This window comes from Acinetobacter haemolyticus, from assembly GCF_900406815.1.
Lineage (GTDB): Bacteria > Pseudomonadota > Gammaproteobacteria > Pseudomonadales > Moraxellaceae > Acinetobacter > Acinetobacter haemolyticus_A.
In genome coordinates this window covers 186,528-209,074 of the sequence record NZ_OVCN01000002.1, presented here as the reverse complement: position 1 = coordinate 209,074, position 22,547 = coordinate 186,528, and the positions used below count along the sequence as shown (strand labels likewise).

The 22,547-nt window shown below is 40.8% G+C and carries 23 protein-coding genes; 11 read left to right on the top strand and 12 right to left on the bottom strand.

Going from position 1 to position 22,547, the window contains the following annotated elements:
- The first annotated feature begins 103 nt into the window (after nucleotides 1-103).
- From DK207_RS02395 to DK207_RS02370, 6 genes are all read left to right on the top strand, one after another.
- Complete coding sequence (locus tag DK207_RS02395) at nucleotides 104-1,909, top strand: acyclic terpene utilization AtuA family protein (RefSeq protein ID WP_109439809.1); 1,806 nt, start codon at nucleotides 104-106, stop codon at nucleotides 1,907-1,909.
- Nucleotides 1,910-1,927: 18 nt separating this feature from the next.
- Nucleotides 1,928-2,854, top strand: a complete 927-nt coding sequence (locus DK207_RS02390) for an SDR family oxidoreductase (protein WP_109439808.1) — start codon at nucleotides 1,928-1,930, stop codon at nucleotides 2,852-2,854.
- A gap of 9 nt (nucleotides 2,855-2,863) precedes the next feature.
- Entirely contained in the window at nucleotides 2,864-4,477 is a 1,614-nt protein-coding gene (locus tag DK207_RS02385; protein WP_109439807.1) for an acyl-CoA carboxylase subunit beta, read from the top strand.
- Between the two features lie 104 nt (nucleotides 4,478-4,581).
- Nucleotides 4,582-5,742 carry an acyl-CoA dehydrogenase family protein gene (locus tag DK207_RS02380; protein WP_109439806.1) on the top strand — a complete coding sequence of 387 codons (1,161 nt, stop codon included), beginning with the start codon at nucleotides 4,582-4,584 and terminating at the stop codon, nucleotides 5,740-5,742.
- A gap of 10 nt (nucleotides 5,743-5,752) precedes the next feature.
- A complete protein-coding gene (locus DK207_RS02375) occupies nucleotides 5,753-6,583 on the top strand; it encodes an enoyl-CoA hydratase/isomerase family protein (RefSeq protein ID WP_109439805.1) in 831 nt (276 codons plus the stop codon).
- Between the two features lie 76 nt (nucleotides 6,584-6,659).
- Entirely contained in the window at nucleotides 6,660-8,606 is a 1,947-nt protein-coding gene (locus DK207_RS02370) for an acetyl/propionyl/methylcrotonyl-CoA carboxylase subunit alpha (RefSeq protein ID WP_109439804.1), read from the top strand.
- 29 nt (nucleotides 8,607-8,635) lie between these two features.
- Here the strand turns inward: DK207_RS02370 and DK207_RS02365 are convergent, their stop codons facing one another.
- The 12 genes from DK207_RS02365 to rplM form a co-directional block, all read right to left on the bottom strand.
- Nucleotides 8,636-9,103 carry a hypothetical protein gene (locus tag DK207_RS02365; protein ID WP_109439824.1) on the bottom strand — a complete coding sequence of 156 codons (468 nt, stop codon included), beginning with the start codon at nucleotides 9,101-9,103 and terminating at the stop codon, nucleotides 8,636-8,638.
- Between the two features lie 113 nt (nucleotides 9,104-9,216).
- Nucleotides 9,217-10,137, bottom strand: coding sequence for a lipase secretion chaperone (locus DK207_RS02360; protein WP_109439803.1), 921 nt, complete (start codon nucleotides 10,135-10,137; stop codon nucleotides 9,217-9,219).
- 13 nt (nucleotides 10,138-10,150) lie between these two features.
- Nucleotides 10,151-11,497 (bottom strand): sphingomyelin phosphodiesterase, encoded by a 1,347-nt coding sequence (locus tag DK207_RS02355; protein ID WP_109439823.1) that lies wholly within the window; start codon nucleotides 11,495-11,497, stop codon nucleotides 10,151-10,153.
- Between the two features lie 347 nt (nucleotides 11,498-11,844).
- On the bottom strand, nucleotides 11,845-12,264 hold the full coding sequence (locus tag DK207_RS02350; protein ID WP_109439802.1) for a roadblock/LC7 domain-containing protein: 420 nt from the start codon (nucleotides 12,262-12,264) through the stop codon (nucleotides 11,845-11,847).
- 23 nt (nucleotides 12,265-12,287) lie between these two features.
- Nucleotides 12,288-12,830, bottom strand: coding sequence for a GTP-binding protein (locus DK207_RS02345; protein ID WP_109439801.1), 543 nt, complete (start codon nucleotides 12,828-12,830; stop codon nucleotides 12,288-12,290).
- An 8-nt stretch (nucleotides 12,831-12,838) separates the two neighbouring features.
- Nucleotides 12,839-13,807: a hypothetical protein gene (locus DK207_RS02340; protein WP_109439800.1), complete on the bottom strand. Its 969-nt coding sequence runs from the start codon at nucleotides 13,805-13,807 to the stop codon at nucleotides 12,839-12,841.
- Between the two features lie 154 nt (nucleotides 13,808-13,961).
- Nucleotides 13,962-14,321, bottom strand: a complete 360-nt coding sequence (locus tag DK207_RS02335; RefSeq protein ID WP_005083406.1) for a hypothetical protein — start codon at nucleotides 14,319-14,321, stop codon at nucleotides 13,962-13,964.
- Between the two features lie 378 nt (nucleotides 14,322-14,699).
- Entirely contained in the window at nucleotides 14,700-15,359 is a 660-nt protein-coding gene (locus DK207_RS02330) for a hypothetical protein (protein WP_109439799.1), read from the bottom strand.
- A gap of 15 nt (nucleotides 15,360-15,374) precedes the next feature.
- Nucleotides 15,375-15,800: a ClpXP protease specificity-enhancing factor gene (locus DK207_RS02325; RefSeq protein ID WP_109439798.1), complete on the bottom strand. Its 426-nt coding sequence runs from the start codon at nucleotides 15,798-15,800 to the stop codon at nucleotides 15,375-15,377.
- 13 nt (nucleotides 15,801-15,813) lie between these two features.
- Nucleotides 15,814-16,470 carry a glutathione S-transferase N-terminal domain-containing protein gene (locus DK207_RS02320; RefSeq protein WP_109439797.1) on the bottom strand — a complete coding sequence of 219 codons (657 nt, stop codon included), beginning with the start codon at nucleotides 16,468-16,470 and terminating at the stop codon, nucleotides 15,814-15,816.
- A gap of 132 nt (nucleotides 16,471-16,602) precedes the next feature.
- Nucleotides 16,603-16,989 (bottom strand): 30S ribosomal protein S9, encoded by a 387-nt coding sequence (gene rpsI / locus DK207_RS02315; RefSeq protein ID WP_004640839.1) that lies wholly within the window; start codon nucleotides 16,987-16,989, stop codon nucleotides 16,603-16,605.
- Nucleotides 16,990-17,001: 12 nt separating this feature from the next.
- Nucleotides 17,002-17,430, bottom strand: a complete 429-nt coding sequence (gene rplM, locus DK207_RS02310; RefSeq protein ID WP_004640836.1) for a 50S ribosomal protein L13 — start codon at nucleotides 17,428-17,430, stop codon at nucleotides 17,002-17,004.
- A gap of 264 nt (nucleotides 17,431-17,694) precedes the next feature.
- Here rplM and DK207_RS02305 point away from each other — a divergent pair, with 264 nt between their 5' ends.
- From DK207_RS02305 to DK207_RS02285, 5 genes are all read left to right on the top strand, one after another.
- Entirely contained in the window at nucleotides 17,695-18,336 is a 642-nt protein-coding gene (locus DK207_RS02305; RefSeq protein WP_109439796.1) for a hypothetical protein, read from the top strand.
- An 86-nt stretch (nucleotides 18,337-18,422) separates the two neighbouring features.
- Complete coding sequence (gene pdxA / locus DK207_RS02300; RefSeq protein WP_109439795.1) at nucleotides 18,423-19,391, top strand: 4-hydroxythreonine-4-phosphate dehydrogenase PdxA; 969 nt, start codon at nucleotides 18,423-18,425, stop codon at nucleotides 19,389-19,391.
- 32 nt (nucleotides 19,392-19,423) lie between these two features.
- Nucleotides 19,424-20,236, top strand: coding sequence for a 16S rRNA (adenine(1518)-N(6)/adenine(1519)-N(6))-dimethyltransferase RsmA (gene rsmA, locus DK207_RS02295; RefSeq protein ID WP_109439794.1), 813 nt, complete (start codon nucleotides 19,424-19,426; stop codon nucleotides 20,234-20,236).
- Nucleotides 20,236-21,078, top strand: a complete 843-nt coding sequence (locus DK207_RS02290) for a symmetrical bis(5'-nucleosyl)-tetraphosphatase (protein WP_109439793.1) — start codon at nucleotides 20,236-20,238, stop codon at nucleotides 21,076-21,078. Before rsmA ends, DK207_RS02290 begins: the two co-directional genes overlap by 1 nt.
- A gap of 131 nt (nucleotides 21,079-21,209) precedes the next feature.
- Nucleotides 21,210-22,526, top strand: a complete 1,317-nt coding sequence (locus tag DK207_RS02285) for a glycosyltransferase family 4 protein (protein ID WP_171293614.1) — start codon at nucleotides 21,210-21,212, stop codon at nucleotides 22,524-22,526.
- Nucleotides 22,527-22,547 lie beyond the last annotated feature (21 nt).

Genomic DNA, 22,547 nt, shown 5'->3' with positions numbered 1-22,547 from the left:
TGAATTTGTCTGTTTTTGCTAATACAGCATATCATTATGCACTTTACAAACCAAGCACTTGCTTGGTAATGTTGTGTTGTTTTTAATAATAATGAGAAAGCTCATGACAAGCGTCAAGCAGGATGACCAAAAGCCAGTAAAAATCGGATGTGCTTCAGGATTTTGGGGCGATACCAATACGGCCGCTTTTCAGTTGGTACATCTGAGTGATATTGATTATTTAGTCTTTGATTATCTATCTGAAATTACCATGTCAATCATGGCTAAAGCAATGATGACTGATCCAAATCATGGCTATGCGTTGGATTTTGTTAGTCACGTGATGTCTCCACTGATTAATAAAATTGCTGAGAAGAAAATCAAAGTGATCAGTAATGCAGGGGGCGTGAATCCCTTAGCTTGTCGGGATGCTTTACAAAAAATCATTGATGAAAAAGGCTTGGATTTAAAAGTTGCGGTGGTACTTGGTGATGACGTATTGCCAAAGCACGCAGAACTACAGCAAAAAAATATCAAAGAAATGTTTAATGGTGAGTCTTTGCCTGCGTATGTGGCGAGCAGTAATGCCTATTTAGGGGCTGTCGCTATTCGTGACGCTTTGGATTTAGGCGCGGATATTGTGATTACAGGTCGTGTTGTTGATTCAGCTGTGGTTCTTGCACCGTTGTTGCATGAATACAAATGGTCATTGGATGACTATGACAAACTCGCACAAGGTTCATTGGCTGGGCATGTGATTGAGTGTGGTGCTCAATGTACGGGTGGTAATTTTACTGATTGGCGTTTGGTACAAGGCTTTGACAACATGGGCTTTCCAATTGTAGAAGTCAGTGCAGACTCCTCTTTTGTTGTAACTAAACCACAAGGTACAGGTGGTTTGGTGTCGACGGCAACGGTCGCAGAGCAAATCGTTTATGAAATTGGCAATCCACAAGCCTATCTACTTCCTGATGTGACAGCTGATTTTAGTCAAGTCCATTTAGAACAAGTGGGTGATGATCGAGTTAAAGTCACAGGTGCAACAGGTCGAGCACCAACTCAACAATATAAAGTGAGTGCCACTTATGCCGACGGTTATCGTGTTTTAGTCAGTTTCTTAATCGCAGGTCGCGAAGCGCCTGAGAAAGCACAAACGATTGCCAATGCCATTATTAATAAATGTGAGCGTGTATTGGCTTTACGTTCTGTTCCTCCATTTACAGAAAAATCGATCGAAATTTTAGGTGTTGAAAGTACCTATGGGGCACATGCACGCATTAAAGAAAGCCGTGAAGTTGTGGTTAAAATTGCGGTCAAACATATGTTTAAAGAAGCGTGTATGTTCTTCGCTTCGGAAATCGCACAAGCTTCCACAGGTATGGCCCCTGCATTAGCGGGCATTGTCGGTGGTCGTCCTAAAGCTTCTGCAGTCGTGAAATTGTTCTCTTTCCTGATTGATAAAGATCAAATCAAGGTTGAGGTTGATTTTGCAGGTCAGCGACATGCCGTTGAGATTCCAACTGGCTCACCAAAGCAGGATTTCGTTCCCCATCCAACTGGTGAAGTCGCAACTTATCAAGGTGACGAAATCGAAGTGCCTTTGATTGAGATCGCTCATGCTCGTAGTGGGGATAAAGGCAACCATAGCAATATTGGAGTGATTGCCCGTAAAGCAGACTATTTGCCTTGGATTCGAGCAGCACTCACTGAAGCCAATGTTTCAGACTATATGCAGCATGTTTTAGATCCAGCAAAATCAAAGGTCATTCGTTATGAATTGCCTGCGATGAATGCACTGAATTTTATGTTGGAAAATGCATTAGGTGGCGGTGGGATTGCAAGTTTACGTATTGATCCACAAGGTAAGGCTTTTGCACAGCAATTGTTAGATATGCCAGTCAAAGTACCAGCAAAATTGTTAGAAAAATAAGTAAGGGATGTAAATCAAATGGGTTATCAATCAATTTTCAGAGCAGATGCATTTGCCGACAAAGTGATTATCGTCACAGGTGGCGGCTCAGGTATTGGACGCTGTACAGCACATGAGTTGGCATCTCTAGGTGCTCAAGTCGTGATTACAGGTCGAAAAATTGAAAAGTTAGAAAAAACTGCAGCAGAAATTAGCGAAGATGGTGGCAAAGTCCATTTCATCGTTTGTGATAACCGTGAAGAAGAACAAGTCAAAAGCATGATTGCTAAAGTCGTTGAAAAATTTGGCAAGCTCGATGGTTTAGTGAATAACGCAGGTGGGCAATTTCCTTCGGCATTGGAAAATATTTCTGCTAATGGCTTTGATGCTGTGGTTCGCAATAACTTGCATTCGACATTCTATTTAATGCGTGAAGCCTATAACCAATGGATGGCTAAACATGGGGGCAGCATCGTCAATATGACTGCAGATATGTGGGGTGGTATGCCAGGTATGGGGCATTCAGGTGCAGCACGCTCAGGTGTGGATAACCTGACTAAAACGGCTTCAGTAGAATGGGGTAAATCGGGTGTGCGCGTCAATGCAGTTGCGCCAGGATGGATTATTTCCTCAGGTATGGACAACTATAGTGGTGACTTCGCCAAAGTGATCATTCCAAGTTTGGCAGGGAATGTTCCGTTAAAACGTATGGGTACAGAATCTGAAATTTCTTCAGCAATTTGTTATTTGCTTTCTGATGCAGCGGCTTTTGTTTCAGGGGTAACTTTACGTATTGATGGTGCTGCATCTCAGGGAACACGTATGTATCCATTGGCAGATGCAACCAATAGCCAGTCTTTTAATGGTTTCCATCGTGCTTTTATTCCAGAAATTTTTAAAGATGAGGCTGGAAAAGCAGAGCAACGCTCTGCCCAGCCGCAAGACGACAAGCTAGGCTTGGAGTGAGGAAAAACAATGACCATTCTCCAATCTGAAATTGCTGTCGGTAGTGAGCAGTACGAGCAAAACCGTGAAGCTTTGTTGAATCAAATTGCGGAAGTACGTGCAGTACAGCAAAAGAGTATTGATAAATCTTATGCGGCTAAACCAAAGTTTGATAAGAAAGGCAAAATCTTGCCGCACGAACGTGTGCGTTTACTATTGGATGCGGATTCACCTTTTGTCGAGTTATGTGGCTTAGTCGGCTACAACATGCATGATGATAAAGATGGCTCAGAAGCAGGTGGCGGTATTATTGCGGGTTTGGGCTTTGTGAGTGGGGTACGCTGCTTAGTCTCTGCGAGTAATAGTGCAATCAAAGGTGGAACGATGTCACCGATGGGCGTACAGAAAACCTTACGCTTACAGAAAATCGCACTTGAACAAAAACTACCGATTGTGACTTTAACGGAAAGTGGTGGGGCGAATCTTAACTATGCTGCTGAAGTATTTACCTATGGCGGTATGACCTTTGCCAATCAAGCACGGATGTCTGCGGCAGGGATCCCACAAATTTCGGTGGTACATGGTAATGCCACAGCAGGTGGAGCTTATCAACCTGGTCTGTCTGACTATGTAATTGCGGTTCGTAAACAAACCGAAATGCTACTGGCTGGTCCACCATTGCTATTGGCTGCCACTGGTGAAGTCGCAACGGCTGAAGAGTTGGGCGGTGCTGAAATGCATACCCAAGTTTCAGGTGTAGCAGAATATTTGGCAGAAAATGATGCAGATGGGATTCGACTTGCTCGTGAGATTTTAGAGCATTTGAATTGGAAGGAACAAACCACTAGTCTAAATCAAAACTATAAAGAACCGCGTTTCGCGCCTGAAGAGTTGCTTGGCATTATTCCCAAAGATCCAAAGCAACCTTTTGATATGAAAGAGGTAGTGGCTCGTATTATTGATGATTCAGATTTCCTTGAGTTTAAACAGGAATACGATGCTTTAACCGTTTGTGGTTGGGCGAAAATGGGTGGGGTACATATTGGCATTATTACCAACAATGGACCTATCACACCACAAGGTGCAGTCAAAGCGGCACAGTTTATTCATCTCTGTGAGCAGACCCAACGTCCGCTTTTATTTTTGCACAACACTACAGGTTTTATGGTTGGGACAGATGCGGAACAGAACGGCATCATTAAGCATGGTTCCAAGTTGATTCAAGCAGTTGCGAATGCCACTGTACCAAAAATCTCGATTATTGTGGCTGGTTCATACGGTGCAGGCAACTATGCAATGTGTGGGCGTAGCCTCTCACCAAGTTTTATCTTTGCATGGCCAAATTCACATGTTGCGGTGATGGGTTCGGCACAAGCGGGGAAAGTGTTGCGTATCGTCGCAGAGGGTAAACAGAAAGCTTCAGGAATGGAACCGAATCCACAAATGTTGGATTTCCTAGAGCAAAGCACTGCGATGAAATTGGAACAGCAATCGACCGCTTTGTTTAATACAGCTATGTTGCATGACGATGGCATTATCGATCCAAGAGATACGCGTAAGGTTCTGATCTTCTTGCTACAAACCATTTATGAAGCACAACAACGTGAACTTAATCCAACACGTTTTGGTGTATCGAGATTTTAAGAAATCCCTCCTAGCTCCTCTTTTTTTAAAGAGGGGGAGCTTCTCCCTTTACAAAGGGAGATTAGGAGGGGTTTATGAATATGTAATTTTAAAGGAAAAAAATAATGAAATTTACCGCAGAGCATGAAGCATTACGTCGTACCGCACGTCAGTTTGTAGAAAACGAACTCAATCCATTTATTCCAGAATGGGAAGCAGCGGGACGCTTTCCGATTCATGATGTGTTTAAGAAAATGGCAGATTTAGGTTTGCTAGGTATTTGTAAGCCAGAAGAAAATGGCGGTTTGGGTTTGGATTATTCATATAACCTTGTTGTCGCTGAAGAATTAGGGCGTGCGGCATGTGGTGGTGTGCCACTGGCGATCGGCGTGCAAACCGATATGGCGACACCTGCACTTGCTCGTTTTGGTAGCAAAGAATTAAGAGAAGAGTTTTTGAATCCTGCGATTCGCGGCGAATATGTGGCATCCATTGCAGTATCAGAAGTGCATGCTGGTTCAGACGTAGCAGCAATCAAAACCACTGCGAAAAAAGAGGGTGATGATTATGTGATTAACGGCAGCAAAATGTGGATTACCAATTCACTGCAAGCTGATTTCTTCTGTTTACTTGCCAATACCTCAGATGACAAACCGCATGTGAATAAATCCATGATTATTGTGCCTGCGAAGACTGCGGGTATCAGTTTTTCAGAGCCACTGAATAAATTAGGTATGCGTTCAACAACAACTGCTCAAGTCTATTTTGATAATGTTCGAGTGCCACAACGTTATTTAGTTGGTGCTGAAGGCATGGGCTTCATGATGCAAATGATGCAGTTCCAAGAGGAACGCATGTGGGCATGTGCCAATGCTGTAGGTGGTTTAGAAAAAGTTATTCAACAGACCATCGATTATGCCAAAGAACGTACTACCTTTGGTCAGCCATTAATTAATAACCAATATGTACATTTCCGCTTTGCCGAGTTGATGACTGAAGTTGAAGCATTAAAAGCACTGACTTATCAAGCTTGTGAACAGCATATCGCTGGGGAAAATGTCACGATGATGGCTTCGATGGCAAAGCTCAAAGCAGGGCGCTTAACTCGAGAAGTCGCAGATAGCTGCCTACAATATTGGGGTGGCAATGGCTTTATGTGGGAGAACCCTGCATCACAGTTGTATCGTGATGGACGTTTAGGTTCGATTGGCGGTGGTGCAGATGAAATTATGCTTGGGATCATCTGTAAGCTCATGGATATTCTGCCGAAGAAACAGAAAAACTAGGAGAAGAAAAATGACACTTTCAACTTCTCTTACTGATTTACAAGTAGATGAAAGTATCCAACTTGAACAACAAGGCAGTATCTTAACCCTGTGGCTGAATCGACCTGAAAGCCGTAATGCCATGAGCCTCAACATGGTTAATGCTATTCAACAGGTCTTTGCTCACATTGCTGATGATGTGTCTATTCGTGCGGTAATTTTGCGTGGTAAAGGCGGGCATTTCTGTGCTGGCGGTGACATTAAAGATATGGCAGCTTTGCGTGTTGAAGCGGCGAATGTGGGCAGTTTACAGCCTTATGTTGATTTTAACCGTCGTTTTGGTGCCATGATTGAACAAGTTGATCAAGCGCCACAAACGGTTGTTGCAATTTTAGAAGGGGCAGTGCTCGGCGGTGGTTTTGGCTTGGCATGTGTCTCTGATATCGCGATTAGTCGTGATACGGCACAGTTTGGCTTACCTGAAACAGGCTTAGGTGTTTTGCCAGCGCAAATTGCACCTTTTGTAGTGAAACGCATTGGACTAACACAAGCGCGTCGTTTGGCATTGTTAGGTTCTCGTTTCAATGGTGAGACTGCTCAGAAGTTAGGTGTAGTACATGATGTAGTGCATGATGAAAATGAGCTTGAGCAGCTACTGAGCGATACAGTTCAACAAATCAAACGTGCTGCACCATTGGCTTCTCGCAATACTAAAGCTTTATTACATCGTACTTTGAATGAACCTTTAGATTCTCTACTCGATGATGCTGCACAGCAATTTGCACAAGCTGTCGGTGGAGTAGAAGGTCAGGAAGGTACGATGGCATTTATACAAAAACGTAATCCGAGTTGGTTTAGCTAAGATCTCCCACGATAGGGATTTGATTAAGTACCATTGTTCCCCTCTTTGTTAAAGAGGGGGTAGGGGAGATTTAAAAATGAAATTTTCAAAAGTTTTAGTCGCAAATCGTGGTGAAATCGCAGTTCGAGTGATGCAAACAGCGAAAGCGATGGGCTATCAGACAGTTGCTGTATATTCGGATGCAGATGCCAATGCTCGCCATGTTCAAGTGGCTGATGAAGCTGTATACATTGGTGCTTCTAAAGTCTCTGAGTCTTATTTGTCGATCACCAATATTATTGAAGCCTGCAAAAAGACATGTGCAGATGCTGTTCATCCTGGTTATGGATTTTTATCTGAAAATACCGATTTCGCCCAAGCGTGTAGTGATCATGGCATCACTTTTATTGGTCCAAATGCCGCGGCGATTCATTTGATGGGTAGTAAGCGCTTGTCAAAAATTGCCATGATTGAGGCGGGTGTACCTTGTGTACCGGGTTATGAAGGTGATCAACAAGATATCGAATATTTAGCAGAACAAGCAGAAAAAATTGGTTTCCCATTGATGGTGAAGGCATCTGCTGGTGGTGGTGGGCGTGGTATGCGCTTGGTTCACCAGTCTGCTGATTTGCTCGAAGCTTTAAAAACAGCGCGTTCAGAAGCCGAAAATGCATTCGGTTCGGGTGAACTCATTATTGAAAAAGCAGTGATTGCACCTCGTCATGTGGAAATCCAAGTATTTGGTGATACGCATGGCAATTACGTCTATCTATTTGAACGAGATTGTTCAATTCAACGCCGCCATCAAAAAGTCGTTGAAGAAGCACCTTGCCCAGTGATGACAGCTGAATTACGTCAGCAAATGGGGGAGGCGGCCGTTGCTGCCGCCAAAGCTTGTGAATATATCGGTGCAGGTACAGTTGAATTCTTACTTGATCAATCAGGCGAGTTTTATTTCCTTGAAATGAATACCCGTTTACAGGTTGAGCATCCTGTAACTGAAATGATCACGGGGCTAGACCTAGTTGAATGGCAATTACGTGTTGCAAATGGTGAAAATTTACCCCTTCAACAGCACGAACTCACTTTAAATGGACATGCTATTGAGGTGCGTTTATATGCGGAAGATCCGCGTCAGGATTTCTTACCTCAAACTGGAAAAGTACTCAGTTGGCAACCTGCGGATTTACCAAATGTTCGGATTGATCATGGTATGTTAGAACAGGGTGAAATTAGCCCGTTTTATGATCCAATGGTAGCGAAGGTAATTGCTTATGGTAAAACTCGTCAGGATGCGATTCGTCTGTTAGCACGCGCAGTAGATGATTGTGTGCTACTGGGTGTGAACAGCAATAAACAGTTTTTGGTAAATTTATTACGTCATCCGATTATCGTGGCTGGTGATACCAACACGGCATTTATTCAACAGCATTTCCAAGATGATGTTAGCCTACATCAACAAGCACCAAGTTTGGAAAATCTCGCGGTTGCCGCTGCGTTATTCACCCAACTTAACCAAGCCAAGGTTTCATGGCAAACAGGTATTTCTGTTCCTTTCCCATTAAAGTTGAAATGTGCTGATCAACAGCTATTACTCCATATCCAAACAGATCATGATCAACTCATCGCTACGCTGTGTGATCAGCAAGTTAAAATTAAGATTTTAGCGATTCAAGATACACAGATCATTTATGAGGTTGATGGTGTACGCCGTAAATTGGATTATGTGCTTGACCAAAACCAACTTTATTTGGATACGGCGAATGGCAATCTCATGATAGAGAATAGTACTTACGCAGAACCTGAAGCGGTTGAGGTCATTGGTGATGGTAAGATTCGAGCACCAATGGATGGTGCGATTGTAAATCTACTGGTCAATGCCGGAGATACCGTTACCAAAGGACAAACCTTGTTGATCTTGGAGGCGATGAAAATCCAGCAACAGATTAAATCTGATGTAGATGGTGTCGTTGATGAGCTGATTGGTCAAGTTGGTCAACAAGTGAAAAAACGACAATTGTTATTAAATGTCGCAGTTGCATAAAACGTATGAATTAAAAAGCTAGGCTAGTCCTAGCTTTTTAATAATTTTTCTACAGCATCGAGTGAACTTCCCGAATTTCCTTTTAATTCTTGTGTTGCAAACTCTGCCAAAGCTTGTTCATGTGCCAATAAATATTGCAGAAATGTTTGAGTTTGAGCATCAGCATGTTGATTCATTCGCTCGAAAGTTTCCATAAAAGGTTTTGTGCCTTGTTTAAGCAAATGCATCGCAACTTTCCACGGCAGTTTTGCCATCACAATTCCTGATGCTTTGGCTTGTAATTTGATATGCGGTCGTATCTTTGCGGTATGCCCATTTTGAATCAGAAACTGTTGTAACTTATGTAAAGTTTGAGTTTCTAATTGAGCCAAGATATTCCATTTATATTGTTGTTCAGTCGAGTGAGTATACTTTGCTGCATTCTGAAAAATCAATTCACCTAAGATTTCAGATTCAAGCGCGGTATTTAAGTCATGTTGAAATTTTGGGTAATTCATTCCATTGATTTCCAAAAATAAAGAAGCGTTTGTGAGTTTTACTTTTACAGCAGTATAGGTGAAAAAATCAGATGCTGAAATAGTCGCCATCTGTATATCAGATGGCATTATTTTTAAGGAAACAGATTCGATCGTAAGCTTTCAAGACGCTGTTGATAGTGCTTTTGCCACTCAGTTTCAGAAAGTTGAGACTTGAGCGGTTGCATTTCTTGTTGTAGTTGTTTGAGCGCTTGTTGGTATTGATCTACTTTTTGTTGCTGCTGTTGTTCACGTTGTTGTTTAAATTGTAGGTCTAATTGCTCTTGTTGTGAGAGATAGCGCTGTTGTAACTCTTGTTTTAGACGTTGTGTTTCAGCAGTTGGCTGTTTCTCGTCAAGCAGTTGAACAGCTTGTTCATAACGAGCAAAATTACTTTCTTGCTCCATCAGTCGAGGGTGTTTTTGTTGAAGCGTTTCTAATGCAGCCAATCGTTGTTCAGGATTTAATTGCGTATTCTGTTTAAGTTCCGCATAAGCAAAACGATAATCTGCATATTCACGTTCTTGTCCAAAACCTAAAGCTGCTTCATCTTTACCTAGCGTCTGTTCTCTTAGTTTCCAAATTGCATCAAAGCGTTCTTTAGGTGATATCGCCGTTGATAACACGGTACTTTGCATTTGCTGTTCATATTGCGGCATACGCTTCAATAAATTCTGCACAGTTTGAGCAAATTTTTGATCAGGATAATTTGCGAGTGCTTGGGCTAAGGCTGCATCACAGTTTTCTAACTGGCAATTGGCTTTAAACGTATTGATAAATTGGGTGATATTTCCTGGTTGACGCTGCACGGATTTTAATTGCGTGGACAAAGACTCTTGTAAAATTTGATCGGCATTTTTATGTTGCATGTTTTTATCTTGAGTTGGGTTAGGTCTTATAGATTCGGTCCGTGCTGCTTGTTCAATTGCAGCGGAAGAGGCGGTGCTCTTCCAAACTGCAATTCCGACCAAGACCAGTAAAACAAGAAATATTGTCAGTAATAGTCTCTTATTCATTCGGCATTCCGCTTTATGGGTTGTAATTAAAATGTCCCATGACAGGGAAATGATCAGATAGATCCCATGTCATAAACAATGGGTCAGCAGCCGAACGTAGAATGCGAACATCGTTACGAGATTGGGTCGGTTGACGGTGATTATTTGATGAAACGACATAATCCAAGTATTCAACTGTTGTTCCACCTGAACCAGCCGCTCCAGCGAGTTTATTGATACGTGGATCAAAAGTTGAAGCGGTATAGCCTGTGCTCACAGGTGCAGTCGCATTAAGATGAGTAAGCATATCTTGGTAATCTTGTGGCCATAACAACTTATTTACATTGAAATCGCCACCCATTAATACTGCATCGAAGCTTGGAATATTTTGCTGATTGATCAATTGTCGAATTTGTTGGAATTGAACCTGACGTAACGCGCGCGCTTCATTGGTATCAAATGATGCAGTGTGTGTTGAAGTCACATGGTAGGCTTTACCATTCTTGATGATTTCTGCATAAATTACGCCTTTATCTGCGAAACAATCCGTTCCAGTACAATCTGGATAAATCATTTCAGCTGTTTTAACGATAGGGTAACGGCTCAATACCAATACACCGCTATCGAATAAGTTATAGCCAGATCCAATTGGAACATGTGTTTGATAAGGATATTGTTGCGCGAGTTGATTAAGCATGCCAGTACGCGAAGATGAAAAAGCTTCCTGCATCAGAATGACATCGTAACCATTTAGATGTTGGGGTAACTCAGCTAAACGTTCACTAATTTTGCTGGCGACCATAGGTAGGGCGTAAATATTATAGGACAAAACCTTAATTTCATTGGCATTGTTCGAGACAGGTTCAGGTATCGTATTTTGATGAATGGTGTAATGAAAATCATCATAGCCCCCTGTATATTCTGCTTTCACAGCAGTCTGAGCGGCTAAACCTGCATATATTGTATTGATCCGATATATATTGCGATCTGTATACCAAGGTGAAGTCGTCGATGAGGTTTGCATACCGTGTTTAATGGTGCTGCCATACCATGTCCCAGTCATGGATTGTTTAAAAGTAACTTGAGAATTGCCACTGGAAACTACGGTATCAAAATTGTAGGTTTGACCAGATTTGAGTCCTGAATATCGGTTCATGCGGAGCACACGTTTGGTTTCATAAGGCGCTATCTGTGTTGCCTCTTGCGCCCATTGATTTCCATGCTGCAAAACTTGTGTGCCTGTATGGTTGACTTGAACGGATACCGTTTCAGGAGTGGTATTCGTAATAAAAACATAAGAATCTGCCAAGGCATTTTGCATGGCAAAAGTACCCATCAGCAATGCTGTACCGACACTGAATTTAATAGTGCTTAGCCCCATTGAATCTTTCTCCTTGTTGATCTTGCCTTGATGATTAATCGATTTCATCAAGCAATGGTGTTGATTTTCATTTTTGAACATTAATGTTGTTATTTGTTCGAAAATTATCATAATGAAAAATTATTGCTAAATCATGTAATTTTTATACCGTTCATCTGATTTAATTACAGTAATTTATATGGATGATTTTCAAATAAACATGAAGAAGGGATGTATTAAGAGAATTTATACAGGTTTAGGATATAGATTCGAATATGAAAATTTAAAAATGTATATGGCTAAATTTAAGGCTAAAAAAAATCTGACAGGATGATTGCCCTGACAGATTGAATGAAATCAATGAAGAATTAAGCTTGATCGGCTGCGCTAATGGCTGCGCTGGCTTGTTTTAAACTATATAACAATTGTCCGAGAAGAACATCTTTATTGCTCAGTGTGACTAGAACCATCGGATGATGCGGTGCTGGGATGGCTGTCAAAATCGCTTTGCCATTTTCTGCATCTAAGGTAATGCTCTGACAGCCTGTAAGTTGAATTTCATTAAGAAAAGCGCTGACCATTGCCAAGATAGAACTACTTACCGCGGCCAGTTTACTACTGTTATAAGGATTCTTTTTATAAATTGATGCCAACTCAAAACCGTCGGTTGAACAAATCATAATATAATCAATACCACGAATATTAACAAGAATATCATTGGCTTGCGATTTTGCGAACTGAATCAGCTCTTTCGGTGCGGTACGTTGTTGGCTTGAGATAGTGAACATAATTTTTCTCTTTATTAAAATAGTTAATGGGTGGCTTTTAAGTTTACTTCTAACGCCGCAATCAGTGATTCGATCATAAGCAGGATATGTTCTTGTTTACGTGCATCAATAAAAAAAAGTGGGTATTGATAGTTGTTCTGCATTAGCCACTCTCGATATATCGCAGTGGATTGTCCTTTGTTTTCATCAACATGAGTAATGCCAATCGAAATATTCTGTGTATAGTCTTTAAATGTGTCTAGATAACCTTCAAGCTCTTCGATAGGCACCTTGCTGTTATGATCAACTAACAGAATTACTCCAAGAGCACCTTGACAGATGACGGGCCAAATAAAGTCAAAACGTGACTGTCCAGGTGTGCCATATAAGCCTATTTTAATGCCGTCATCTAGTGTGATTTCCCCATAGTCAATCCCCACAGTTGTTTCAGCTTTACTATGTGCTTGAGTATCCGTGTTAAATGCTTCAGTTGCTAGGACAGGGACTTCAGAAAGAGACCGTATGGCTTCAGTTTTGCCTGCGCCCATGCTTCCTGCAAAAACAATTTTATATTGTTGAAGAATCATATTATTCCTTAAAGCCCAAAGCGGCGTCTAATTTTTCCAAAAAACTTATTCAAAAAACCTTGTTGTTCAGGAGGTGGTTCAACTGTATTGGATTTTAAGTAATGACCGTCAATTGCTGAAATAATGTTGCCATTATTTGAAGCAATACAAGCGGCAATATATTGCTGAACTGTTTGAATGGGTATGTTTAATTGGTTCGCAACTTGATCAAGTTGAGCGCCTTGAATGAAACAAGCAGACAGCAAAAGAATAATTTTTCGATCCGCACTTTGTGTCGGTTGAGGCCAGTAGTCAATTTTGTAATATTCTTGTGCAACAGGTGCTAGTGTTTGAAATTCGTGCGAAGACCATATTAAGTTCCATAACCAGTCTTGTAGGTTGTATTCAACTTTACGAGAGACTTTGGTGAAATCAGATGTTGTCGCAAACCCATAATTAAAACTGCGATTGGTCTGTGTATGTATGCGTGTAGGTTCTAACCAAGCAACTTGACTGCGTGTATCGATAATTGCCAATGTACCGTGATCATCAAAAAGATGTAGACGTGCATTTTCAGGATTTAACATATCCGTTAAAAACTTTTTATCGAGCGCGTTATGGGTTGAATTGGTCTCTATTTTTGGTTGTTGGGCTTGTTGATGTGATAAATAGCTTAAAAGACGGAGCTGAATCCAGTTTTTTAAGGCATCGGTTTGTTGAAAGGGTAAGTAAAGGGTATTGTTTTCTTCGATATTACAGCTGGCTTGTCCTTTAGAGACTTTTAAGCAGGGAAGTTCCTTCTCTCTCAAAATACGCTGAATACCTTCGGTATCAAAAAAATTTTCGTTTATTAATAATAAGTCTATATTTGGATCTGCAATATTAATCCAGTTAATTCCAAAATCATTGGGTATGGTTTTTCTAAGCTCTATTTTTAACTCATCCGAAACTTTTAAACTTATACCTGAAATTGCGATATTAATGCAATGCCCATTCATAGTATCACTTTAATATTGGTAAAATATTGGACTGCACAAAATGGTCTTTATTTAATATATAAAGACTAATATTAGACCTCTTATATTATTCCTATTGTTTTAAATAAAAATAAATGTAAGAAGTCTAATATACTAAATCTTTTAGCTTTGCAAATTAAGCAAAGTCTAATTCTTTTTCGAAGGTTTTAAGTTCGTGACGAGCCATTGCTAGGTTTGATTTTGTGCGGTCAAGTACAACATAGAGGAAGAGGTTGCCATTGCTTTCTAATGGTCGAATTAAGTGGTATGCCTTACCAAGTGTAATTAAGATATCTTCGATATCATCGTTTAGTTTCAGTGAGTTAGCAACACGGCGTTTTGCTCGTACAACTTCGGTATTACCCGCTGCTGCAAGTTCCAAATCAATTGCCCCACCACCTTGTGTCGCGAGGGCTAGGCCACTTTCTGTGTCTACTAACGCTGCTGCAACGAAACCATCAATATTTGATAAGCTTTCTAGTGAAATTTTAGCCATGATATTATCTCTACTAATACATTATTGTTTATAAGTTTATATAACTTACTTTTGTTTTAATTGGTTTTCAAAAGTAGTTAATTTCATTATAGGAAACTATTTAATTAAATCAATCATGCTTTAGGATAATAATAAAATAAAGGGTGTTAATAATTGACAATTTTTGTCAGGATGAAAAATTAAAATATTAAATACAGATGTTATTTTAATTTTATTGTGATTTTTATCACATTATTGTTTGGGAATTTAATGGAAATATGATTGTAAATAAATGTAAATTATTCTGTTAAATTGTTTAAAATTAATATTTATTCAAACTTTATTATTTATAAGTGTTTGATAAAGAAAGATATAAATCTTTCTTTATCATTTGGAAATTTAGGCAACAATAAGTTGAGTATAAGAGCAATACAGTATCCCTAAAATAATTAAGGCAACCAAAGGTGCTGTAATAGAAGCCCATGTTGGCGTAGCAGGCGGCTGAATATCAATTGTTTCTTGATGGTCTAAGGTTGGCTGGGCTTGATGAACCATTTTATTGAATTCTTGCATAGTTGTTTCAAGCGAGACCTCTTCTTGTTCAATTGGTTTTGAACCCAGAAGCTCGGTTAATTGATTGGTTGACCAGACCCAGTCTTCTGCTTGACCAGATAAATGTTCGACTTGACCCAAAAGCAATTCAGTAAGCCCTGTTTGACCAAAACTTCCTGTTTCATCCAGCTGTTTCAATTCAGCAAGTTGTAATGACAAAACCTCAGTGAGACTTGTTTCTAGTTCAGTTGTGCTGAGGGAGGATTGGTTGTGAGCGGAAGTCGTGAGGTGACGCGTAATTTCCCGGATATACAATGGATCAGAAGTTTGGACTTCCTGATAATGTTTTTGAGGATTTTGTTTCCAGAGACTAATCAAGCGACCAAGTGCGAGTGCATTGATTTCATCAATGTAAAGCAGTTTTTCTGGTTGAGAATATTGACTAAATAGTTGCGGTTTTTGAATTTTAATTTGTTCAGCAAAATATTGAACTAAGTCAAAGGCCATTATATATATCCTCAATTAATCTAAAATTCTAAGCGAAGGTTTTTTCTTAGTTGTTTCAGTTTTTTGTTGTGATTCTTCTTTTGCCGGGCTGATTGTTTCTTCAATATCAGCATACTCAGAAGGATCGAAAAATAAACCTTGGCCGTTTTCCTTTGCATAAATGCCGAGTACAGCGCGGATAGGCACGTAAATTTCTTTGGCAACACCGCCAAATCGTGCAGAAAAAGTAATTGCTTCATTGCTGATATGCAATTGATGAATGGCATGAGGTGCAAGATTTAAAACAATTTGACCATCTTTAACAAATTGTTGTGGAACATCGGTATGCGGTTGTGTTGCATCAACTAATAAATATGGCGTGAGTTGATTATCGCAAATCCATTCATAAATGGCACGAGCAAGATAGGGGCGTGTAGGAGTAAACGTTATTTGCTCAGACATAATTAAAAACTTATTAAATCGTAGAAATCAATTTATTGTAGCTGTTTTTTTCTTGAGCTGTCATTGATTTAATGAAAGATGGACGGCTAAAGATACGATGACAATACAAGAAAATTGGTCGACAGTGTTGTTGGGGTAATTCTATTCCCATGCTTTTAAGTCTGAGAAAGATGGGTGCAAGCATACAGTCCAGAATGGAAAATGTTTCTGACATAAAAAAGGGATAGTGTTGAAATAAGGGTGTCAGTGAAATCAAGGTATTCCTCAACTCCTTCTGTGCTTTTTGTTTTTGGGTTAAATCGAGCGTATCAGCATGTCTAAGCATGTGGTCAACGAGTTTGAACCAGTCTTGCTCAAAGCGCCAAATATATTGGCGTTGTTCTGCTCTGGCCATAGGTGCATCAGCATAGAGCTTATTTTGTCGATAGCGATCATCTAAATATTCAGCAATTACATGCGGAGAGAAAAGTTTAAGGTTCTGCTCTATCAGCATGGGGAGCTGATTGTAGGGATTCAGATCAGCCAAATCTTCATCTTCATGGTCAGTAAGAATCAGATGATATTTGATTTGTTTTTCGGCGAGTAATAAGCGAATCCAGTGGGAACGGAAATCATCTGCGTGACTATAAAGGGTGATGCCCTGAACTGGTGTATTTTCAACCGATGACATATGACAAAGCTAGAGGTATAAACGCTTTAGCATACTAAAAAAACGTAGAAAAAGCATCCTTGAGATTTGATCTTAGTCATAAATAAAAAACCTCGGAAAAATCCGAGGTTTTTGGTCCAATTCGTAAAACGATTAACGTTTAGAGAATTGAGGACGTTTACGTGCTTTACGTAAACCAAGTTTCTTACGTTCAACTTCACGAGCATCACGAGTAACGAAACCAGCTTGACGAAGAGCAGGTTTTAAAGTTTCGTCTGCAGCGATCAACGCACGAGTAATACCGTGACGAATAGCGCCAGCTTGACCACCGATACCACCACCTTTAACAGTGATGTAAAGGTCAAACTTTTCAGTAACTTCTAAAAGTTCTAAAGGCTGACGTACAACCATACGAGCAGTTTCACGACCGAAATATTGCTCTAAAGTACGATTGTTGATTACGAGTTTGCCTGTACCAGCTGATAAGAAAACACGTGCAGTTGCGGTCTTACGGCGACCTGTACCATAATTAGTAGCCATGTGCTGTATCCCTTAGATGTCCAAAACTTGTGGCTGTTGAGCAGTATGAGGATGCTCGCTACCAGCGTACACTTTCATTTTTTTGATCATTGCATAACCAAGAGGACCTTTTGGCAACATACCTTTAACAGCTTTTTCTAAAACAGCTTCAGGTTTGTGAGCAATTAACTTCTCGAAGTTAGTCTCACGGATACCACCAGGGAAACCAGTATGGCGATAATACTTTTTATCAAGTGCTTTGTTACCAGTCACTTGAATATTCTCAGCATTGATAACAACGATGTAGTCACCAGTGTCAACGTGAGGAGTATAAGAAGTTTTGTGCTTACCGCGTAAACGACGAGCGATTTCAGTCGCGAGGCGACCTAAAGTTTTGCCAGAAGCATCAACAACATACCAGTCATGTTGAACTTCAGCTGGCTTAGCGCTGAGAGTTTTCATTAAACCACTACCTATTATAGTTGGTTTGGACGGTGAAATCTGTCCAAACAAAAGGAGACCGAATTCTACATTAATTTATAAAACGGCACAACAGAAAATCATACGAGAGGCATTATTTTGCTGCAAAGTGACTGATTTGGTCAATAACAAGACCATAATTATAGCGTGTATTGTTCCGCTTGTGATGGGGGAGAGTTTGACTTATTATTTTTATTAATTGATTGAAATAAATAGAAGTATTTGCATGTTCTCTTGGGGATCTTGATGAGACTGTCGTTTTCTACAAAAATTGTTGTAGTGACTTTATTAATAGGTGTTTGTTCTACACAAACAAATGCACGACGTCTTTATAAATGGGTAGACCAAAGTAGTGTGACCAATTATTCAGAATTCCAACCTAGAGAAGGCACCACCAAGAAACTTGAAGTGCTTGAGAGCCGAGGCAGTGATCATGTCGATCCGATGATGGCAGTTACGGCCGAGATGAAAGCAATTGAAATTCCTGTAGATTTGATTACATCACAAGACCAAGCGCCGACTCGTCCATCGTCAGTTGCTCCTCAATCTCAACAATCTTCCATTCAAACAGTAGTGAAACAGGGAATGTTGGCGCCGTCATATACCCAGTCCAATACTGCTACAACAGTAACTACCATTGTTGATAAAAAAGAGATGCAAGTTGGACAGCCCATCCCTGCGATTGAAAAGAAAGAGCTTGCTGTCAATTCTAGTCTGGATAAAGCAAATGGTGCTGGAGGGATCGCAGAGAAGAAAAGCGATTTGGCTGTAAGTGTACCAGTCGAAAGAAAACCACAGGCCACCATTAACCCTTGGACACGTACGCCAAGCTTTGTCCCATCAAATTTAGTGCCTCAGAATCTCACTAAAACGGCAGCCAGTCCTTAACTTGTATATAAATAAAGGCTGAAAAACTACAGCTGATTTTAGATTTTCGCTACACTAGAAAAAGTATCAAATGATCGGCGAAAAATATGCTTCCTTTATATGTCACTTCTGGTGAACCTGCAGGAATAGGACCTGATATCTGTTTGGGGTTGGCCGAACGAGTAGATGAGCGTCCTATTGTCGTTTTAGCTGATTTGCAGATGTTACAGCAGCGTGCTGATCAATTAGGCATTATTGTCGAACTGACGCCATATCAAGGTCAGTCGTTGTCTAGTCCAAAAGGGCAGTTATTCGTTGAACACGTCCCATTGAAAGAGACTGTGATTGAAGGGCAATTAAATCCAGTAAATTCAGACTATGTCTTAGAGCAATTACGTCGTTCTGCAGATTATGCCATGTCAGGGCGAAGTGTAGGTGTCGCTACAGCTCCCGTGCAGAAATCCATTATCAATGATGCAGGCATTGCATTTAGTGGACATACCGAATACTACCAAGAGTTTGCTAGCGTTGAGCGTGTGGTGATGATGCTGGCGACAAAAACGCTAAGGGTGGCTTTGGCAACGACTCATTTGCCGCTACGCGATGTGCCAGATGCTATTAGTAAAGAACGTCTACATCAGGTGATTGATATCCTGATTCATGATTTAAAAACAAAATTCAAAATCACGCATCCTAAAATTTTAGTCTGTGGTTTAAATCCTCATGCGGGTGAGGATGGTTATCTAGGACGGGAAGAGATCGAGGTGATTAATCCAGTCTTGGAAGAGTATCGTGCACAGGGCGTGAAGATGAGTTTGAGTTTGCCCGCAGATACTTTATTTACCCCAGAAAACCTGAAAGATGCAGATGCAGTTTTAGCGATGTATCACGATCAAGGCTTACCTGTGTTAAAATCACAAGGCTTTGGTGAAGCTGTAAACATTACATTAGGCTTACCATTTATTCGAACCTCTGTCGATCATGGTACAGCACTGTCTCTTGCAGGCACTGGACAGGCTAAAGCATCAAGCTTGCATGTTGCAGTAGATTTAGCACTAGATTTGGCTCGTCAGTGATTCACGAGTAAATTATTCACGTTGGAATTATTATGTATCAAATTAATGCCCTAAACCCTAAAGATGAAGGGCATCAGGCTCGAAAACGTTTTGGTCAGAACTTCTTACATGATCAGCGTGTGATTGCCAAAATTGTACGCTCAGTAAATCCGCGTGCGGGCGATAATGTTGTGGAAATTGGTCCAGGATTGGCAGCATTGACATCTCCTCTGATTGGCGAGTGTGATGCTTTGACCGTGGTTGAGCTGGATCGAGATCTGGCAGCAGGTTTGCCGGGTCGTGTGCCGCATCCTGAGCGTTTGACGATTATTGAAGCAGATGCATTGAAGTATGACTTTACCCAACTGTTTCAAGATGGTCGCCCATTGAGAGTGGTGGGTAACTTACCTTATAACATTTCAACGCCATTATTATTCCACCTTTTAGAATTTGGCGACAAAGTCAAAGACATGCATTTCATGTTGCAAAAAGAAGTGGTTGATCGTATTACGGCGGTGCCTAACACCAAAGAATATGGTCGTTTGTCTGTAATGATTCAGTATTATTGTAAACCGACATTTCTATTTGAAGTTCCACCAGGATCATTTAATCCACCGCCGAAAGTAACTTCTGCTGTTTTCCGTTTAGAGCCTTATGAAACTAAACCAATTGTGGCGAAAGATGAAAAAGCGTTGGCTCGCTTAGTGAGCCATGTGTTCACGCAACGTCGAAAAACTTTGCGTAACAGCTTAAAAGGCATGCTGGCTGAGGATGGTTTTGAAAAAGCGGGTGTTGATCCAATGGCACGCCCAGAAACTTTAAGCTTAGCGGACTTTGTTGCTCTCTCTGATCAGATGGTGTCTTAATGTCAAAACGCTATAACTATGTGATTGGTGATGTGCAAGGTTGTTTTGCTGCACTCAAAGCATTATTGAAAGAAATTCGTTTTGATCCCGACCAGGATTTTATTTGGTTTGCAGGGGACTTGGTTGCACGCGGTGAAGATTCAGTTGGTGCTTTACGCTTTGTAAAAAAACTGGCGGATCGTGGTGCGGCTGCGACGATTTTAGGAAATCATGATCTGTCGTTAATTGCCTCTGCGCGTGGTTTCAAAAAAATCAAAGCCAAAGATCGAATTCAAGAGGTGATTGACGCGATTGATGGAGATGAGCTGATTGATTGGTTGCGTAAACAACCATTATGCTTATTTCCAAATCCTCAAACGATGTTGACGCATGCGGGTGTACCTTGTATCTGGTCAGCAGAAAAAACAGCTGAACTTGCGCAAGAAGTGCAAGATGCAGTTAGTCATGAAGATTTAATGGTCTTAGATGCATTTTTAGCTGAAATGTTTGGCACTCAGCCCGATCTTTGGTCAGATGACTTGACGGGTATGGCCCGTTTACGTTGTATTACCAACTATTTAACCCGTATGCGTTTAACGACAGCGGAAGGTCGGTTAGAGTTTGAGTTTAAAGAGGGCTTGGATGCGCCAATGCCTGAGGGCTACAAGCCGTGGTTCGATTATGAAAGTCAAGCTGCTAAAACACACCAACTGATTTTTGGCCACTGGGCTGCCTTGCACGCAAAACGTATCAATGATGATATCCAAAGTATTGATGGGGGGTGTGTGTGGGGACATCAATTGGTAGCTTATCGTCTAGAAGATAAACAGTTGTTTGCTGTCGAAAATCCTTGGGCTGAGTAGTCAGAACGAATTTTTCTCTACTTAAATTGTGCTTCGCCCAAAAAAGGTGAAGCATTTTTTATTCTGAAGTTGTCAAAAAACTGTCATCTATTGATCATTAAAGTGTCAAAAAATATTTTTATGCTTAAAGCATGAAAATAACGACACAAATGGATGGCGATATGCAAAGTACATACGCGACATCTCTATTAAAGCAAGAACAGTTTCCTGAAAGTTTAAAATTTTACTTTAAAAGGAAGCATTTTAAAGATCAACAAGATCAATTGTCTGAACTTCAAGACCTTGTTCGTCCCCGTCTGAGGATTGCGATCGTGACTGAAACATGGCCACCAGAAATTAATGGTGTGGCGATGTCGATGATGCAATTGTGTCAGGGTTTACAGCGTCTTGGTCATAAGATTTTACTGGTACGCCCTGTACAAAAAAATGTCTGTACCGAGTTCCATCCTGATCAGGAGTGCTTGGTATTTTCTCAACCTGTGCCGAAGTATCCAAGTGTTCAATTCGGTTGGCCCCAATATCTCAAAGTGTCTAAAGCATTTGAAAAATTTGCGCCAGATGTGGTGCATATTGTGACAGAAGGACCTTTGGGTTTAACTGCGCTGCAAGCAGCAAAGTCTAAAAAAATTGCTGTATCAAGTGGTTTTCATTCCGCTTTTCATGATTTTAGTCGTTTTTTTGATTTGGCATTCTTGGTTAAACCCATCCAACGTTATCTCACTTGGTTTCATAACAGTACTGATGTGACGTGTGTACCTAGCCAATATACAGAGCAAGCTCTACGTGGTTTTGGTGTGACTTGTCCATTGGTTGTTGTTGGGCGTGGGGTAGATATAGATAAATTTTCGCCAAGACATCGTTCGCAAAAATTGCGCCAGCGATGGGGTGTGGATGCTCATACTCGGGTCTTGTTATATGTCGGACGTCTCTCACCTGAAAAAGAGGTAGATGTCTTAATTAAGAGTTTCCATGCATTGCAGGCTCAACAAGGTACTAACTCAAAATTTGTGATTGTGGGTGATGGCCCAGATCGCGCTCGATTGGGGAAGCTGGCCCAGTCAGATGATGTGATCTTTATGGGAAGTTTAAGTGGTCGTGAGTTATCAGAAGCTTATGCCAGTGCCGATGTTTTTACCTTTGCTAGTCAAGCCGATACCTTTGGAAATGTTGTGCTTGAAGCGATTGCGAGTGGGTTGCCAGTAGTTGCTTACGACTATGTCTCTGCTCATCAACATGTCAAACATGAGGTTACTGGATGGTTGAGTCCACTGGGACACACCAATGATTTAATCCAATCTATTTGTCATTTACCTGCGCTCCCACAACTTAGACAAATGGGTTTGCTTGCCAGTGAAAGCGTGCAAGAAACCAGTTGGCAGTTTCCTGTACAACAATTAGAACAAGCGCTTTATCAAGTTGCCAAGGAGTCCCTGATGACTTCTAGCTAACGATTCTCATATAGGAGAAGA